Genomic DNA, 16317 nt, shown 5'->3' with positions numbered 1-16317 from the left:
GACGTGAGCGCGCTCCTGTGGCCCGGCGACGACCGCGCCGGTGACCTGATGTCGGACGTGGCCGTGCTGGCCGCGATGGTCGAGGTCGAGCAGGCGTGGTTGTCCGCGCTGGTCGAGACGGGCATCGCCCCGCCGTCGGCGAAGGCCGACCTGCGCGGCCTCGTCACCGCCGACGACCTCCCCGCGATCGCCGCGGCCGCGGAGGCCGGCGGCAACCCGGTGATCCCGCTCGTCGCGCTGCTGCGCGACCGCTCCGGGAGCACCTGGGTGCACCGCGGCCTCACCAGCCAGGACGTCGTGGACAGCGCCCTGGTGCTGGCCGCGCGGCGAGCCCTGGGCCGTGTCACGGACCAGCTGCGGGCCCAGGCGCAGACCCTCGTCTACCTCGTCGACGAGCACCGGCCGACCCCCATGGTGGCCCGCACCCTGACCCAGCACGCCGTGCCGACGACGTTCGGGCTCAAGGCCGCGGTCTGGCTGACCTCCGTCCTCGACGCGTACGACGACGTCGCCGCGCTCGCCTACCCCCTCCAGCTCGGGGGAGCCGCCGGCACGCACGCAGCCCTGGTCGAGCTCGGGGGACCGGAGGCCGCCCGGGCCTGCGTGGCCGAGACCGCCCGCACCCTCGGGCTCGCCCCGTCGCTGCCCTGGCACACCACGCGCACGGCGGTGACCCGGATCGGCGACGCCGCCGTGCGGTGCACCGATGCCTGGGGCCGGATCGCCGGCGACGTCCTGGTCCTCGCGCGCCCGGAGATCGGCGAGCTCGCTGAGGGCACCGGTGGCGGGTCGTCGACCATGCCGCACAAGGCCAACCCGGTGCTCTCGACGCTGGTCCGCCGGGCGGCCCTCACGACCCCGCAGCTGGCCGCCACGCTGCACCTCGCCGCCGCCCAGCAGGTCGACGAGCGCGCCGACGGTGCGTGGCACGCCGAGTGGGAGACGCTGGCGACCCTGCTCCGTCGTACCGCCGTGGCCGGAGGGCAGACCTCGGACCTCCTCGCGGGGCTGCGGGTCCGCGGTGACCGGATGTGGGACACCTTGAAGGCGGCCCGGTCCGACATGCTGGCCGAGCAGCGCACCATGGCCGCGCTCGTGGACCGCGAGCCGGCCGAGAGCTACCTCGGGCTGACCGACGACCTGGTCGACGCGGTGCTGGCCCGCGCCTACGCGACCCTCGACCGGACCCACGACCGGAACGACCAAGGAGAACTCCCGTGACCGTCACCGCCGTCCGCCTCGGAGGGCGTCCCGACCTGCCGCTGCTGCTGCTCGGGCCCTCGCTCGGCACCTCCGCCACGGCCCTCTGGTCCGACGCGGCCCGTCACCTGGCGCAGGACTTCCAGGTCGTGGCCTGGGACCTGCCCGGCCACGGCAGCAACCGCACCCCGGTCGAGGACCCGGTCACGATCGCCAGCCTGGCCGCCGACGTGCTCGACCTCGTCGACGCGATGGTCGAGAGCTTCACGCCGGTCTCCTTCCACTACGCCGGCGACTCCGTCGGCGGCGCGGTCGGCCTCCAGCTGCTGCTCGACGCGCCCCACCGGGTCGCCTCGGCCACCCTGCTGTGCACCGGCGCCCGGATCGGCACGGTCGAGTCGTGGACCGAGCGCGCCGAGCTCGTCGGCACCTCCGGCACGCCGGCGGTGGTGAGCGCGTCGGCCCAGCGCTGGTTCGGCCCCGGCTTCCTCGACCGCGAGCCCGACCGTGGCTCCGCGCTGCTGCACTCGCTGGCCGACGCCCGCGACGACGGGTACGTCGCGGTGTGCCGTGCCCTCGCGGCGTTCGACGTACGCGACCGGCTGGGGGAGATCAAGGTCCCCGTCCTCGCCGTGGCCGGCGCCGAGGACGTCGCCACCCCGACCGACGGGCTCGCCGAGATCGCCGACGGGGTCGCCGACGGCCGCCTCGTGGTGCTCGACGGCGTCGCCCACCTCGCGCCGGCCGAGGCTCCCGAGGTCGTGGCGCGGCTGATCCGCGGCCACGCGCACGGCGAGCCGGACCGCGACGACCTGACCGTCGGCCAGGTCCGCGAGCAGGGGATGGCCGTCCGCCGCGAGGTGCTCGGCGACGCCCACGTCGACCGGGCGACCGCCGCCGCGACCGACTTCACGCGCGACTTCCAGGAGTTCATCACCGAGTACGCCTGGGGCGGGGTGTGGACCCGTCCGGGCCTCGACCGCCGGGCCCGCTCGATCGTCACGCTCACCGCGCTGGTCGCGCGCGGCCACCACGAGGAGCTCGCCATGCACGTCCGCGCCGCCCGCACCAACGGGCTGAGCGTGGAGGAGATCAAGGAGGTGCTCCTGCAGACCGCCATCTACTGCGGAGTGCCCGACGCCAACACCGCGTTCCGGATCGCCCAGCAGGTGCTGGCCGAGCTCGGCGACGCCTGACCACGGAGAGCTTGATGACCGAGTCCTACCTGTACGCCGCCGCCCGCACGCCCTTCGGGAGGTTCGGCGGCGCGCTCGCCGACGTACGTCCCGACGACCTCGCCGCCGTGGCCCTCTCCGGGGTGCTCGCCAAGGCGCCCGGCCTCGACCCCGCCGCGATCGGCGACGTCGTGTGGGGCAACGCCAACGGGGCCGGCGAGGACAACCGCAACGTCGGCCGGATGGCCGTGCTGCTGGCCGGCCTGCCCGTCTCCGTCCCCGCCACGACCGTCAACCGGCTCTGCGGTTCGTCGCTGGACGCCGCGATCCTCGCCTCGCGCACGATCGAGTCCGGCGACGCCGACGTCGTCATCGCTGGCGGCGTCGAGTCGATGACCCGCGCGCCCTGGGTGCTGCCGAAGCCCTCGCGCGCCTACCCCGCCGGCAACATGACGGCCGTGTCGACCACCCTCGGCTGGCGGCTCGTCAACGAGCGCATGCCCGCCGAGTGGACCGTCTCGCTGGGTGAGGCCAACGAGCAGCTGCAGGAGAAGTTCTCGATCTCCCGCGAGCGCCAGGACGCGTTCGCCGCCCGCTCGCACCGGCTCGCCGACGAGGCCTGGTCGGCGGGGTTCTACGACGCGCTCGTGGTGCCCGTGCCCGGCGCGGACCTCGCCCGCGACGAGAGCATCCGCCCCGGGACGACGCCCGAGACGCTCGCCGGACTGAAGCCGTCGTTCCGGCCTGACGGCACGATCACCGCCGGCAACGCCTCGCCGCTCAACGACGGTGCTTCGGCGCTCGTGATCGGCTCGGAGGACGCGTCGTCGCGGATCGGGCTCGCGCCGCTGGCCCGGATCGCCGGGCGCGGGGTGTCGGCGCTGGAGCCGCAGCTGTTCGGCTTTGCCCCGGTGGAGGCGGCCGACCGCGCCCTGGCTCGCGCCGGGATCACCTGGGCGGACGTGTCCGCCGTCGAGCTCAACGAGGCCTTCGCCGTGCAGTCGCTGGCGTGCGTCGACGCGTGGGGGATCGACCCGGAGATCGTCAACGCCAAGGGCGGCGCCATCGCGATCGGCCACCCGCTGGGCGCCTCCGGCGCGCGCATCCTCGGCACGCTCGCCGCGCGACTGCAGGAGTCCGGGGACCGCTGGGGCGTGGCCGCCATCTGCATCGGCGTCGGCCAGGCGCTGGCCGTGGTGTTGGAGAACGTCGCATGACGACCCTGCACACGTCGTACGACGAAGCCGTGGCGGACGTCGCCGACGGCTCGACCGTCCTCGTCGGCGGCTTCGGCATGGCGGGCATGCCCGTCGAGCTGATCGACGCGCTGATCCGGCAGGGCGCGACCGACCTCACCGTCGTGTCCAACAACGCCGGCAACGGCGACACCGGGCTGGCCGCGCTGCTCGCCGCCAAGCGGGTCCGCAAGATGGTCTGCTCGTTCCCGCGCCAGTCCGACTCGTGGGTCTTCGACGGGCTCTACCGGGCCGGCGACATCGAGCTCGAGGTCGTGCCCCAGGGCAACCTCGCCGAACGGATGCGGGCCGCGGGCGCCGGGATCGGGGCGTTCTTCTGCCCCACGGGCGTCGGCACGCCACTTGCCGAGGGCAAGGAGGTCCGCGAGATCGACGGCCGCACCTACGTCCTGGAGTACCCCATCCGCGGCGACGTCGCCCTCATCGGCGCCCACGTCGCCGACCGGATGGGCAACCTCGTCTACCGCAAGACCGCCCGCAACTTCGGGCCCGTCATGGCCACGGCCGCGACCACGACGATCGCGCAGGTCGCGCGCGTCGTCGACGTCGGCGACCTCGACCCGGAAGTGATCGTGACCCCCTCCATCTACGTCGACCGGGTGGTGTGCCCCGCATGAGCGCTTCTCCAGTGACCACGTCTCCGCTGACCAAGGACGAGATCGCGGCCCGAATCGCGGCCGACATCCCCGCCGGATCGTTCGTGAACCTCGGCATCGGCCAGCCCACGCTGGTCGCCGACCACCTCGCCGCCGACTCCGGCGTCGTGCTCCACACCGAGAACGGCATGCTCGGCATGGGCCCGGCGGCCGTCGGCGACGAGATCGACACCGACCTCACCAACGCCGGCAAGATCCCGGTGACCGAGCTGCCGGGGGCGTCGTACTTCCACCACGCCGACTCCTTCGCCATGATGCGCGGCGGCCACCTCGACGTGTGCGTGCTCGGCGCCTTCCAGGTCTCCGCCTCCGGCGACCTCGCCAACTGGCACACCGGTGCTCCTGACGCGATCCCCGCGGTCGGCGGCGCCATGGACCTGGCCATCGGCGCCAAGAAGGTCTTCGTGATGATGACCCTCTTCGCCAAGGACGGCACCCCCAAGCTCGTGCCCTCCTGCACGTACCCCCTCACCGGGGTCGGCTGCGTCGACCGCGTCTACACCGACGTCGCGACCTTCCAGCTCTCGTCGACCGGCGAGGTCACGGTGCTCGAGACTTTCGGGATCTCCTTCGACGACCTTGCCGCCCGCCTCGACGTCCCCCTCACTCCCGCTGGTTGAGGAGCGAGCTCCAGCGAGCGTCTCGAAACCCGGTGAGCCGACGTGGGGCCTTGCTCGCCGACGTTGGGTGCGGGACCTCGCGCCTTCGGCGCGTACTTCCAGAATTTGGGTGGTCACGCAGGGTTCGCACGAGGTGCCTCCGGACCCTGATTTCCGGGTTTCGGCTTCTTCGCTCGACCGTCGTGATCTAGGTTTCAAGATTCCTTTCAATCTTTACCTTTGTCGTGCCCGAAAAGGGGCTCTGGCCTGCGGTTTTGTCGGTGGTCCCTGCTGGAATTGATCCATGACAGCGATGGTCACCCAGCCGCCTCGACACCAAGTGTCGCGTGCTGTCGAGGCCATGCAGTCGCAGCTTGCGGAGCTCTCGGATGTGTCGCTGTGGTCGATGTCGCCGGACGAGTCCGCTGCGACGCTGACGGCGGTGACGCGGTTGTCCGCTCAGCTCGCGGAGCTGGAGATGCGGGTGGCCGAGCACGCCAAGACCGTCGGGGTCGGGGAGTCGGTCGGGGCGACTTCGACCTCGAACTTCTGGGCGCACGCGACCCACCAGACCCGGACGTCTGCGCACGGGAAGATGCGCCTCGCGGTCGCGCTCGCGGCGCGTCCGGCGTTGCGGACGGCGGTGGCCGCCGGGGACGTGCTCGTGGAGCAGGCGAGGGTGATCGTGGAGGCGGTCGAGGTCCTCCCCGCCGAGCATCGCGACGAGGCGGAGGCGATGCTGATCAAGTTCGCCGCGGACCACGACGCGAAGGCGTTGAAGGTGCTGGGCCGACGGATCCTGGACTTCCTCGACCCCGAGGCAGCCGAGGCCCACGAAGCCAAGCAGCTCGAGGCCGAAGAGCGCGAGGCCGCGCGATCGACGAAGCTGACGATGACCGATGACGGTCACGGCAAGGTCCATGGCCGGTTCACGCTCCCGGCGGCGCAGGCCGCGATGTTGAAGAAGGCGCTGCTCGCGTTCGCCGCCCCGAAGCACCGCGCCGCCGTCGACGGTTCAGTTGGCGAACGCCGACCGAGTGCGGAGCGGATGGGGCAGGCGTTCGTCGAGCTGATCGAGCGCTACCCGACCAAGTTGCTCCCCAAGGCCGGCGGCGTCAGTGCCACCGTGGTGGTCACCATGGACATCTCGACCCTGATGGGCGGCCTGAGGGCCGCGTCACTGGACACCGGTGAGCGGATCACCGCCGGCCAGGCCCGCCGGCTGGCGTGTGAGGCGGGGATCATCCCGGCCGTGCTGGGTGGGAAGTCCCAGGTCCTCGACCTGGGCCGCAAGCGCCGGTTCCACAGCGAGTCGCAGCGGATCGCGATGGCGATCGAGCAGGGCGGCTGCAACGCCGAGGGCTGCGACTGGCCGCCGGGGCTGTGTCACGGCCACCACCCCATCCCCTGGAGCCAGGACGGGGAGACCAACAAAGACGGGATGCTGCTCTGCCCGCACCACCACGCGAGGGCCCATGACCCGAAGTTCACGATGACCAAACAGGCCGGCGGGAAGGTCGCCTTCACCCGAAGGACATAGGCCGACGTACGACCAATCTTCTGTGAACCTCGATCACGACGGTCGAGCCAGGCGACCGAAAGCCGGCAAGCAGGGCCCGGAGGCACCTCGTGCGAGCCCTGCGGTGACCACGTAATTCTCTGAACCGCGCCGTAGGCGCGGCCACCTGCACCCGACGGGTACGTTCGAGACACCAACGACGGGAGGACCTCGTGATCGAGCTCGCCAAGGGCCAGGAGATGGCGCTGACCACCGCGGACGGCACGCCGCTGACCCGGCTGCGCCTCGGTGTGGGCTGGGACAAGGAGCGGACGGCGGGGTTCATCGGGACCGGGGCGCCGGAGGTGGACCTCGACGCGTCGGTGGTGGAGTTCGCGGAGGGGAAGCTGTTCGACCTCGCGTTCTACAACAACCTGGCGACCCGTGACGGGTCCGTGGTGCACCGCGGGGACAACAAGACGGGGCGCGGCGAGGGCGACGACGAGGTCATCGACATCGACCTCGGGCGGGTCTACGCGAAGGTGGACACCCTCGTCTTCCTCGTCAGCAGCTACCAGGGCCACACGCTGGAGTGGATCAACCACGCCTACTGCCGACTGGTCGACGACCAGGACGTCGAGCTGGCGCGGTTCACGCTGACCGGTGGGGTGCCGCAGACCGGCCTGGCGATGGCCAAGCTCTTCCGCGACGGCGACGGGTGGCGGCTGCGGGCGATCGGCGAGGGCATCGCGGTCAAGGTCCCGACGGAGTCGGTAGCGGCGCTCCAGCGCTTCCTCTGACGACCCCGGCGAATCAGAGCGGGGCGTAGACCCGAGCCAGCTCGCGGAAGAGCTCGCCCCAGCCGTGCGCCACCTCCGTGGCGCCCAAGGCAAGCGCGCGGTGCCGGTCCTCGGGGGTGACCGGCTCCTGGGCGAGTACGACGACGATGGCGCGGGCGTCCGCGGCGCGCATCGTGCGCAGCAGGGTCTCGGCGACGGGGAGCCCGTCGCAGCCGACGGCCCAGTCCGCGATGACGAGGTCCGCGTCGTGGTCGCGCAGCCAGGCGGCGGCCTCGGTGGCCGACCCGACCTGCACCATGCGACTGCGCCCGCCCGAGTCCGCGGCGGCGTCGGCGAGCACCCGGCGACCGTAGGCGGTGTCCTCCGGCGACGAGTCGACCCACAGGACGGTCCGCCCGTCGAGCGCGGCGCCGATCTGAGCACGCGGGTTGGTGGCGTCGTGGATGGCCCGCAGCACGCGGTCGAAGCCGCCCCAGTCGGTGCCCCCGGCGGTGTCGAAGGAGATCGCACCGAGCCCCTCGTGGCTGTGCAGGTAGCGGGCCTGGTGCTCGGCCACGTCCGGGAGGACGGCGTACGCGACCGGCGGGTCCTCGTCCCGCTGGTCGATCATCGCCAGGACCTCGGAGCGGAGCTCGTTGAGGTAGGCGTCGGTGAACGAGACGCCGAGGAACAGGATCGTGTTGGTGGCGAAGAGCGAGCGCAGGAAGGTCATGTACGCCGGGCTGCTGTAGAGCCGCTCGCGGTAGTCGCGCTGGGTGAACACCACGCTGTCGCCGACCGGCCCGACCTCGCCGTGCAGCTTCACGACCGGGGCGCCCGGGGCGTCGTCGCTCCAGTAGCGCGGCTCCCACCAGCGGTGCGGCGGGTCGCGCAGGATCCGCTGGTAGGCGTCCGGCCCGGGCACGTCGCCGACCAGGAACGGGTCGAAGTTGGTGGTCATGATCGCGTCGAACGGGATGCCGGCGAGCAACTGACGGCGCTCGGCGATCGCCTCCGGGTGGCCGTCCTCGGCCAGCACCTCGGCCAGCGCCGGGTCGAAGCCGTCACCCATCGCGGTGTGCAGGATCTGGGCGGCGGCCTCGAGGTCGCGGGAGCCGCCGTTGTCCACGAGGCTGGTCAGCCAGGCGGCCGTCGCGTCGTCGAGCTGCGCGCGCTGCCCGAGCCCGCGCAGCAGCATCTTCCAGGCAGGGACGGCCGGGGCGGCGAAGCCGGCGCCGACGAAGGCGACGCAGCGCCCCTCGATGATCTGGCTGACCAGGTGTTGCGGGATCGCGTCGTCCACCCGCAGGACCCTAGTGTCCTGCGGCGGCCGCGTCCGGTCATCGCGCCAACGTGCGGTGCGCCTCCACCAGTGACGGGCCGTACCAGGTGAGCAGCCGCCCGCTGACGAGCCGGACCGGCGTCCGGGTGAAGGCCTCGGGGCCGTCGTCGGCGGTGAAGACGTACGGCTCGTCCGGGAGCAGTACGGCGTCCGCCGCGGCCGCATCGAGGTCGGCCACGTCCACGTGCGGGTAGCGGTCCTCGTGGCCCGCGTAGACGTTCTCCAGACCGAGCCTCCGGGCCAGGTCGCCGGTGAACGTCCGGCTGCCCACCACCATCCACGGGTCGCGCCAGATCGGGATGACGACCCGCTCGGTCACGGCCGGGAGGGGACCGCACCACAGGGTCCGTGCCTCGGCCAGCCAGGCGGGTTGCGGCCACTGCAGGACCTCGTCGAAGAGCCGCTCGAACGTCTCGACCGCATCGGGGACGGTCTCGATCTCGGTCACCTCCACGCGCACCCCGGCCTCGCGGAGGCGTCGTACGTCGAGCTCGCGGTTCTCCTCCTTGTTGGCGATCACCAGGTCGGGCTCGAGCGCCCGGATCGCCGCCAGGTCGGGGTTCTTGGTGCCGCGCACGCGGGTCACGTCGAGGTCGGCCGGGTGCGTGCACCAGTCGGTCGCGCCGAGCACGGCGTCGCGGCGCACCGAGACCAGCGCCTCGGTGATCGAGGGCACCAGCGAGACGACCCGGGACAGCGCGCTCATGCGCCCGACCGTATCGGCGCGTCATCAATTCAGGTGAGCCCGGCTCGCGTTCCGGCCCGCGATCCGGGGTCGGACCCGAACCCTCGAAGGCATGGACCTTGGGGGGACACGACCGTGGCTGCACGCGCCCTGATCGCGAGGGGGATCGCTGCGGGTGTCGCGGTGCTCGCCGTGACGACGGTGGCGACGGCGCCTGCGAGCGCCGCGCCCGCCCCACTCCTCGACACCCGGACCCACGCGAACGGCGGCGCCCACTGGCAGAAGCCGCGCCACCACGCTGGCCACGGCAGCGACGAGGCCGGGAGCCGTGCGGACCGCGAGGCCGAGGCGGCCGACCGGGCCGTCGCGCTCGCCGCCGCGTGGCACCTCGACCCGGACCTGCTCGTGCCCCACGCGGGCGACAGCGCCGCGACGGCGGCGGCACGTCAGCAGCTCGCCCAGACCTACGCCGCCCTGCACGCGGCCGTCGACGCCTACGACGCGGCCCGCACCGAGGCCACCAGGGCCGCCGCACGTGCGGACGCCGCCGCGAAGGCCCTCGTCGACGCCCGGGCGGCGGCGACGAAGGCCGCCGAGGACTACGAGCGCGAGCGGGCGCTCTTCGTGTCGGCGATCGACCAGGGCTACGTCTCCAGCTCCGTCGGGGCGCTCGGGATGATCCTGTCGGCGGACACCGACGAGGACCTGGTCACCGGGATGGTGGTCCTCGAGCAGCTCAGCAACACCCAGTCCAACGTGGTCGTCGACGCCGAGAAGGCCCGCAAGCGGCTCGAGTGGGCCACGGTCGCGGTCGGCAAAGCCGACCTCGCGGCCCGCACCGAGCTCGCCGCAGCCCGTACGGCGCTCGCCGCGGCCGAGACGGCCCGCAGCAAGGTCGTGGCCGCGATGGCCGTTGCGCGGACCGTCCTGGAGGACTCGGTCATCACCGACCGGCTGTCCACGATCCGCGCGAGCTCGGCGACGGTCGCCGCCGAGGCCGCGGCCGCCTCACGCGCCTACGCCTCGGGCGAGAAGGCCGTGAGCTTCCCGCTGCCCGCGGGCGCGTCGTACCGCGACCAGGACAACTGGGGCCATCGCAGCAAGCACTGGGCGAGCGTCCACACCGGCGACGACTTCTCCACCGCCTGCGGCACACCGGTCCTGGCCGTCACCGACGGCACGGTCACCATCCGCACCGACCAGCGCTGGTCGGGCCCGTGGCTGCTGGTCGACAGCACCGGCGACGGGCAGCTCAGCACGTGGTACGCCCACATGCAGGCGCTGACCGTCAGCAACGGGCAGTACGTGCGGGCCGGCCAGCAGATCGGCGTGGTCGGCGCGCGCGGCAACGCGACCGGCTGCCACCTCCACCTCGAGGTGCACCCGGTCGGGGGCGGCCTCTACGAGGACAGCACCGACCCCGAGACCTGGCTGCACGCGGTCGGCGCCTACCCCGGGTCCTGACCCGGATCCTGACCCGGGCGAGCGTCAGACGTTGCGGCGGTACTGTCCGCCCACCTCGAAGAACGCCTCGGTGACCTGGCCCAGCGAGCAGACCCGCGCCGCGTCGACGAGCACCGCGAAGACGTTCTCGCCGGTGATCGCGGCCTCCTTGAGCCGGGCGATCGCCGCCTCGGCCTCGGTGGCGTGCTCGGCCTGGAAGGCGCGGACCCGCGCGAGCTGGCCCTCCTTCTCGGCGTCCGTCGCGCGCGCCAGCTCGACGTGGACGGGGGTGCCGTCGTCGGCCTTGGGGTTGCGGAACGTGTTGACGCCGATGATCGGCAGCGAGCCGTCGTGCTTGCGGTGCTCGTAGAGCATCGACTCGTCCTGGATCCGGCCACGCTGGTAGCCGGTCTCCATCGCGCCCAGCACGCCGCCGCGCTCGTTGATCCGGTCGAACTCCGCCAGCACGGCGGCCTCGACCAGGTCGGTGAGCTCGTCGATGACGAACGAGCCCTGGAGCGGGTTCTCGTTCATCGCGAGGCCCCACTCGCGGTTGATGATCATCTGGATCGCGAGCGCCCGGCGCACCGACTCCTCGGTCGGGGTCGTCACGGCCTCGTCGTAGGCGTTGGTGTGCAGCGAGTTGGCGTTGTCGTAGATCGCGATGAGCGCCTGCAGGGTGGTGCGGATGTCGTTGAAGTCCATCTCCTGCGCGTGCAGGGAGCGACCGGACGTCTGCACGTGGTACTTCAGCTTCTGCGAGCGGTCGTTGGCGCCGTACTTCTCCTTCATGGCGACCGCCCAGATGCGGCGGGCGACGCGACCGATGACGGAGTACTCCGGGTCCATGCCGTTGGAGAAGAAGAACGACAGGTTGGGCGCGAAGTCGTCGATGTCCATGCCGCGCGCGAGGTAGGCCTCGACGTAGGTGAAGCCGTTGGCGAGGGTGAACGCGAGCTGGCTGATGGGGTTCGCCCCGGCCTCGGCGATGTGGTAGCCGGAGATCGAGACGGAGTAGAAGTTCCGCACCTGGTGCTGGATGAACCACTCCTGGATGTCGGCCATCATCCGCAGGCTGAACTCCGTGGAGAACAGGCAGGTGTTCTGGCCCTGGTCCTCCTTGAGGATGTCGGCCTGGACGGTGCCGCGGACGTTGGCGACGGCGTGCGCGGCGAGCATCGCGCGCTCCTCCTCCGACGGCTCGCGGCCCTCCTTCTCGCGGAACGCGTCGACCTGCTGGTCGATCACGGTGTTGAGGAAGAACGCCAGCACGGTCGGGGCCGGGCCGTTGATCGTCATCGACACCGACGTCGACGGCGAGACCAGGTCGAAGCCGTCGTAGAGCACCTTCATGTCGTCGAGCGTCGCGACGGAGACGCCGGACGTGCCGACCTTGCCGTAGATGTCGGGGCGCTCGTCGGGGTCACGGCCGTAGAGGGTCACCGAGTCGAAGGCGGTCGAGAGGCGCTTGGCGTCGCCGTCGGCCGAGAGGATCTTGAAGCGGCGGTTGGTGCGGGCCGGGTCGCCCTCGCCGGCGAACATCCGGGCCGGGTCCTCGCCGTCGCGCTTGAACGGGAAGACGCCCGCGGTGAAGGGGAAGTGGCCGGGGAGGTTCTCACGGCGCCAGAAGCGGACGAGCTCGCCGTGGTCGGCGTACGACGGCAGTGCGACGCGCGGGATCTTGTTGCCCGACAGGGACTCCCGCGTCAGCCGCGTGTGGATCTCCTTGTCGCGGACCTTGGTGACCATCTCGTCTCCCGAGTAGGACTCCACGACGGCCGGCCAGCCCTCGATCTGCTGCGCGACCTCGGTCGGCAGGTCCTCGCGGGCCTTCTCCAGCAGGGCCGGGACGTCGCCGAGCCCCTCGGTGGTCGAGCCCGTCGAGACCAGCTCGCCGGCAACGAGGTCGAGGCGCTGCACGCGCCGCGCGGCCTCGGCCAGCGTCTCGGTCCGGGCGTGGTACTTCCGCACGGTCTCGGTGATCTCGGCGAGGTAGCGCACCCGGTCGCTCGGGACGACCTGGCGGATCCCCGACGAGTGGCGTACGTCGACCGCCGGCAGCGTGCCCTCGTCGACGGGCAGCCCGCGGTCGGCGAGCAGGCCGCGCAGGTGCTGGTAGAGCGCGGTGACGCCGTCGTCGTTGAAGGTGGCCGCCGAGGTGCCGAAGACGGGCATGTCGGAGGGCTGCTTGCCGAACGCCTCGCGGTTGCGGACCAGCTGGCGACCGACGTCGCGGAGCGCGTCCTTGGCGCCGCGGCGCTCGAACTTGTTGATCGCCACGACGTCGGCGAAGTCGAGCATGTCGATCTTCTCCAGCTGCGAGGCGGCGCCGAACTCCGGCGTCATGACGTACATCGAGGTGTCCACGAACGGGACGATCGCGGCGTCGCCCTGGCCGATGCCGGGGGTCTCCACGATGACGAGGTCGAAGCCCGCGGCCTTCACGACGTCGATGACGTCGCCGAGGTGGGCGGGCAGCTCGTGGGCGCCGCGGGTGGCCAGCGAGCGGAAGAAGACCCGGTCGCCGTCGAGGGAGTTCATCCGGATCCGGTCGCCGAGCAGGGCGCCGCCGCCCTTGCGGCGGGTGGGGTCGACCGCGATGACGGCGACCCGCAGCTTGTCCTGCTGGTCCACGCGGAAGCGTCGTACGAGCTCGTCGGTGAGGGACGACTTGCCCGAGCCGCCCGTGCCGGTGATGCCGAGGACCGGGACCGTGTGGGAGGCGCCGGCCGCGCGGAGCTGCTCGAACATCGCGGCCGGCAGGTTGCCGCCCTCGGCGCCGGTGATGGCGCGCGCGATGGCGAACCGGTCGCCGCTGAGCACCTGCTCGGCTCCGACCTGCTTGCCCGCCCAGAGGTCGAAGTCGCAGTCCTTGACGACCGAGTTGATCATCCCGACGAGGCCCATCCGCTGGCCGTCCTCGGGGGAGAAGATCGTGACGCCGGAGGCGCGCAGCCGCTCGATCTCGTCGTGCACGATCACGCCGCCACCGCCGCCGACGACCTTGATGTGGTCGGCGCCCTGGGCGCGCAGCGACTCGACGAGGTACTCGAAGTACTCGATGTGGCCGCCCTGGTAGGACGAGACCGCCACGCCCTGGGCGTCCTCCTCCAGCGCCGCGTCCACGACCTCCTGCACCGAGCGGTTGTGGCCGAGGTGGATGACCTCGGCGCCCTGGCTCTGGAAGATCCGCCGCATGATGTTGATGGAGGCGTCGTGACCGTCGAAGAGGCTCGACGCCGTCACCAGGCGCACGGGGTGGGTGGGGGTGTGGAGCTCGGGCTTTGCCACGGGTGTCACCTCACGGGTAGGAGTTCACCCAAATAGTAGGACGTCCTACTAAATGGGGCCAGTCGAGGGCGCGCCGCCTCCCGTGGCGGGAGCGGGCTCAGCGCACGGTGACGGCGAGCACGGTCGTGTCGTCGCCCCCGCTGCCGGGCACGGCCGCGAGCACCCGGTCCACCCAGGCCTCGAGCCCGTCCTCGTCCGGGCCGGTCCCGGCCGACTGCTCGAGCAGGCGCAGGTTGTCGAACAGGTCGCTGCCGCGCCGCTCGACCAGGCCGTCGGTGAACATCAGCAGCGTCGCCCCGGGAGGTACGTCGATCGCCAGTGCGGTGGCCAGCCCGGAGCCCAGCCCGAGCACCGGCCGCGCGGTCGGGCGCAGTGTGAGCGTCGGGTCGGTGGAGAGCAGCAGCGGCGCCGGGTGCCCCGCGCTGGCGGCCTCGAGCCGACGGGCCTCCCGGTCCACCACGACCACCAGGGCCGAGGCGATCTGGTCGTCGACGAGGTCGGCCACGAAGCGGTCGAGCTTGTCGAGGCTGGAGCCGATCGCGTCGCCGGTGAGCAGGTAGGCGCGCAGCGCCGCCCGGACCTGCATCATCGCCGCCACGGCCTCGACCCCGTGGCCGGCCACGTCGCCGATCACGAAGGCCGTGCGGCGGTCGTCGATGCGCACGCAGTCCCACCAGTCGCCGCCGAGCTGGTAGGACGCGGCCGAGGTGTAGCGGACGGCGACGTCGAGGCCCTCGAGGCGAGGGGCCCGCTCGGCGAGCACGCTGCGCTGGAGCGACTCGGCCACCTGGATCTGCTCGCGCGACCGCTTGAGCAGCAGGCCGTTGAGCTGGGCCCGCAGGTGGTCGGCCGCCTGGTTGTCCTCGTCGGACCACGGCCGGCTGTGGCCGCGGACCACCTCCCGCCACTTGTCGAAGGACTTGCGCGGCGAGAGCCGCACCGCGGCGCCCTCGCTCGAGGCGAGCTCCTTGTTGCGGGGGTCGCCGCCCCAGTCGACGGTCTGCTCGAACTCCGGTCGCAGCCAGACCAGCCAGCGGTCGGGAAGGGTGCCGATGGCGAGCGCCCCGGCCGGGAGGTCGGCGTACTGCTGGAGGCGCGGGTCCAGTCCCGCGACGTGCTCGGTGCTCCCGATCGAGCTGTCCTCCGGGCCGAGCAGGGCGCCGGCGATGAGCGGCAGCGCGGCGTTCGACGGGACGACGCCGCGGGTCTGCAGCCGGCCGTCGGCCCACAGCGCCATGCCGTTGGCCTGCATCAGGTCGGCCACCTCCGGGTCGTCGAGGAGGGCGTCGAGGACCGGCTCGCTGGTGCCGGCCAGCCGGCCGAGCATGCGGGCGAGCAGCTCGCTGGTCTCGAGCGCGCGGCGGCTGGCGTCGGCGCGCTCCCGCTCCGCGATCTGCTGCGAGGCGACCTGGCTGAGGAACTCGGCGGCGGCGCGGGCGTCCTGGCTGGGACGGTGCGGGCCGGAGTAGTGGTGGCAGGCGACCAGGCCCCACAGCTCGCCGTCCTGCACGAGCGAGAGCGACATCGAGGAGGTGACGCCCATGTTCTGGAGGTACTCCAGGTGGATGGGCGAGACGCTGCGCAGCGTCGAGTGGGACAGGTCCAGCGGTGCCTGGGGGACCGGGTCGAGGATCGGGTGCAGCGGCACCGGCGTGTAGTGGACGTCGGCGATCAGCCGCGTCCAGTTGACGGTGTAGAGCCGCCGCGCCTGGGCCGGGATGTCGGTGGCGGGGTAGTGCAGGCCGAGGAACGGGTTGAGGTCCGCGCGCCGCTCCTCGGCGATCACCTCGCCGTTCCACTGGCGGTCGAAGCGATAGACCATGACACGGTCGAAGTCGGTCAGCGCCGCGACCTCGCGGGCCAGCTGGGCGGCCAGGCCGACGGTGCTCTTCTCGGCGGACAGCCGGGCCATGGCGCTGCGGGCGGACTGGTAGGTCAGGAGCACCGACCGCGGGCGACCGACGGTCTCGATCTCGATCACGAGCCGGGTGGCCGAGCGGTGCAGCGTGACGTCGACCTCGCGGCCGGCCAGCGATCCGGGCAGCGTCTCGGGCAGGCTGATGATCAGCGGCTCGCGGAAGGTCGCCTCGTCGAGCCGGCGGCGTACGGCGTCCTCGACGGCCTCGCCGACGAGGGACGCGAGCGTCCCGCCGACGGCCTCCTCCGCGGCGACTCCCACGAGCTCCTCGCAGTTGGCCGAGGCGACCGCGACCAGCATGGTCGGCGGGTCGACAGCGAGGAGCATCCCGTGGGGCTGGATCGCCCCCGGGATGTGGATCGGCTCGTCCTCGCAGTTGGTGAGGTCTGCGGGGGCGTAGGCCGGCGTGTGCCGGCCGTCCGGGGTCGCGCTCATGTGTCCCTTCCCGAACCGGTCCACGGCCACCGTGGCCGGA

The 16317-nt window shown here is 72.4% G+C and carries 12 protein-coding genes; 8 read left to right on the top strand and 4 right to left on the bottom strand.

The genetic code is table 11. From position 1 onward, the window contains the following. Positions 1-3: 3 nt before the first annotated feature. The 7 genes from FB382_RS17855 to FB382_RS17825 all read left to right on the top strand — a co-directional run bounded on the left by FB382_RS17855 (position 4) and on the right by FB382_RS17825 (position 7184). Complete coding sequence (locus FB382_RS17855) at positions 4-1221, top strand: lyase family protein (RefSeq protein WP_182541032.1); 1218 nt, start codon at positions 4-6, stop codon at positions 1219-1221. Then, positions 1218-2396, top strand: a complete 1179-nt coding sequence (gene pcaDC / locus FB382_RS17850) for a bifunctional 3-oxoadipate enol-lactonase/4-carboxymuconolactone decarboxylase PcaDC (RefSeq protein ID WP_182541031.1) — start codon at positions 1218-1220, stop codon at positions 2394-2396. Before FB382_RS17855 ends, pcaDC begins: the two co-directional genes overlap by 4 nt. A gap of 14 nt (positions 2397-2410) precedes the next feature. Continuing rightward, complete coding sequence (locus FB382_RS17845) at positions 2411-3592, top strand: thiolase family protein (protein WP_182541030.1); 1182 nt, start codon at positions 2411-2413, stop codon at positions 3590-3592. Further along, positions 3589-4248, top strand: coding sequence for a 3-oxoacid CoA-transferase subunit A (locus FB382_RS17840; protein ID WP_182541029.1), 660 nt, complete (start codon positions 3589-3591; stop codon positions 4246-4248). The genes FB382_RS17845 and FB382_RS17840 overlap by 4 nt, the downstream gene beginning before the upstream one ends. Further along, the gene (locus FB382_RS17835) at positions 4245-4907 is read left to right on the top strand and encodes a 3-oxoacid CoA-transferase subunit B (RefSeq protein WP_182541028.1); all 663 of its coding nucleotides are present in this window, start codon (positions 4245-4247) and stop codon (positions 4905-4907) included. The genes FB382_RS17840 and FB382_RS17835 overlap by 4 nt, the downstream gene beginning before the upstream one ends. A 340-nt stretch (positions 4908-5247) precedes the next feature. Beyond that, positions 5248-6426 carry an HNH endonuclease signature motif containing protein gene (locus FB382_RS17830; protein WP_246377243.1) on the top strand — a complete coding sequence of 393 codons (1179 nt, stop codon included), beginning with the start codon at positions 5248-5250 and terminating at the stop codon, positions 6424-6426. Between the two features lie 191 nt (positions 6427-6617). Beyond that, positions 6618-7184: a TerD family protein gene (locus tag FB382_RS17825; protein ID WP_182541026.1), complete on the top strand. Its 567-nt coding sequence runs from the start codon at positions 6618-6620 to the stop codon at positions 7182-7184. 13 nt (positions 7185-7197) lie between these two features. Here the strand turns inward: FB382_RS17825 and FB382_RS17820 are convergent, their stop codons facing one another. Continuing rightward, entirely contained in the window at positions 7198-8466 is a 1269-nt protein-coding gene (locus FB382_RS17820) for an SIR2 family protein (protein WP_182541025.1), read from the bottom strand. Between the two features lie 37 nt (positions 8467-8503). Further along, entirely contained in the window at positions 8504-9211 is a 708-nt protein-coding gene (locus FB382_RS17815; protein ID WP_182541024.1) for a helical backbone metal receptor, read from the bottom strand. Positions 9212-9325: 114 nt separating this feature from the next. On the opposite strand from FB382_RS17815, the gene FB382_RS22990 reads away from it, so the two are divergent. Then, the gene (locus FB382_RS22990) at positions 9326-10654 is read left to right on the top strand and encodes a peptidoglycan DD-metalloendopeptidase family protein (protein WP_182541023.1); all 1329 of its coding nucleotides are present in this window, start codon (positions 9326-9328) and stop codon (positions 10652-10654) included. Positions 10655-10678: 24 nt separating this feature from the next. On the opposite strand, the gene icmF is transcribed toward FB382_RS22990, so the two are convergent. Both icmF and FB382_RS17800 read right to left on the bottom strand, forming a co-directional pair. Next, the gene (gene icmF / locus FB382_RS17805) at positions 10679-13924 is read right to left on the bottom strand and encodes a fused isobutyryl-CoA mutase/GTPase IcmF (RefSeq protein ID WP_182541022.1); all 3246 of its coding nucleotides are present in this window, start codon (positions 13922-13924) and stop codon (positions 10679-10681) included. Positions 13925-14021: 97 nt separating this feature from the next. After that, positions 14022-16277 carry a SpoIIE family protein phosphatase gene (locus tag FB382_RS17800; protein ID WP_182541021.1) on the bottom strand — a complete coding sequence of 752 codons (2256 nt, stop codon included), beginning with the start codon at positions 16275-16277 and terminating at the stop codon, positions 14022-14024. Positions 16278-16317: the final 40 nt, after the last annotated feature.

The organism is Nocardioides ginsengisegetis, assembly GCF_014138045.1.
Taxonomy (GTDB): Bacteria; Actinomycetota; Actinomycetes; order Propionibacteriales; family Nocardioidaceae; genus Nocardioides; species Nocardioides ginsengisegetis.
This window is presented reverse-complemented; position numbering and strand designations above follow the sequence as displayed.

Excerpts from the sequence above, each read along its gene's own strand:
- FB382_RS17845 (WP_182541030.1), top strand. The coding sequence starts at position 2,411 with ATGACCGAGTCCTACCTGTACGCCGCCGCCCGCACGCCCTTCGGGAGG.
- FB382_RS17840 (WP_182541029.1), top strand. The coding sequence starts at position 3,589 with ATGACGACCCTGCACACGTCGTACGACGAAGCCGTGGCGGACGTCGCC.
- FB382_RS17835 (WP_182541028.1), top strand. The coding sequence starts at position 4,245 with ATGAGCGCTTCTCCAGTGACCACGTCTCCGCTGACCAAGGACGAGATC.
- FB382_RS17830 (WP_246377243.1), top strand. The coding sequence starts at position 5,248 with ATGCAGTCGCAGCTTGCGGAGCTCTCGGATGTGTCGCTGTGGTCGATG.
- FB382_RS17815 (WP_182541024.1), bottom strand. The coding sequence starts at position 9,211 with ATGAGCGCGCTGTCCCGGGTCGTCTCGCTGGTGCCCTCGATCACCGAG.
- FB382_RS17800 (WP_182541021.1), bottom strand. The coding sequence starts at position 16,277 with ATGAGCGCGACCCCGGACGGCCGGCACACGCCGGCCTACGCCCCCGCA.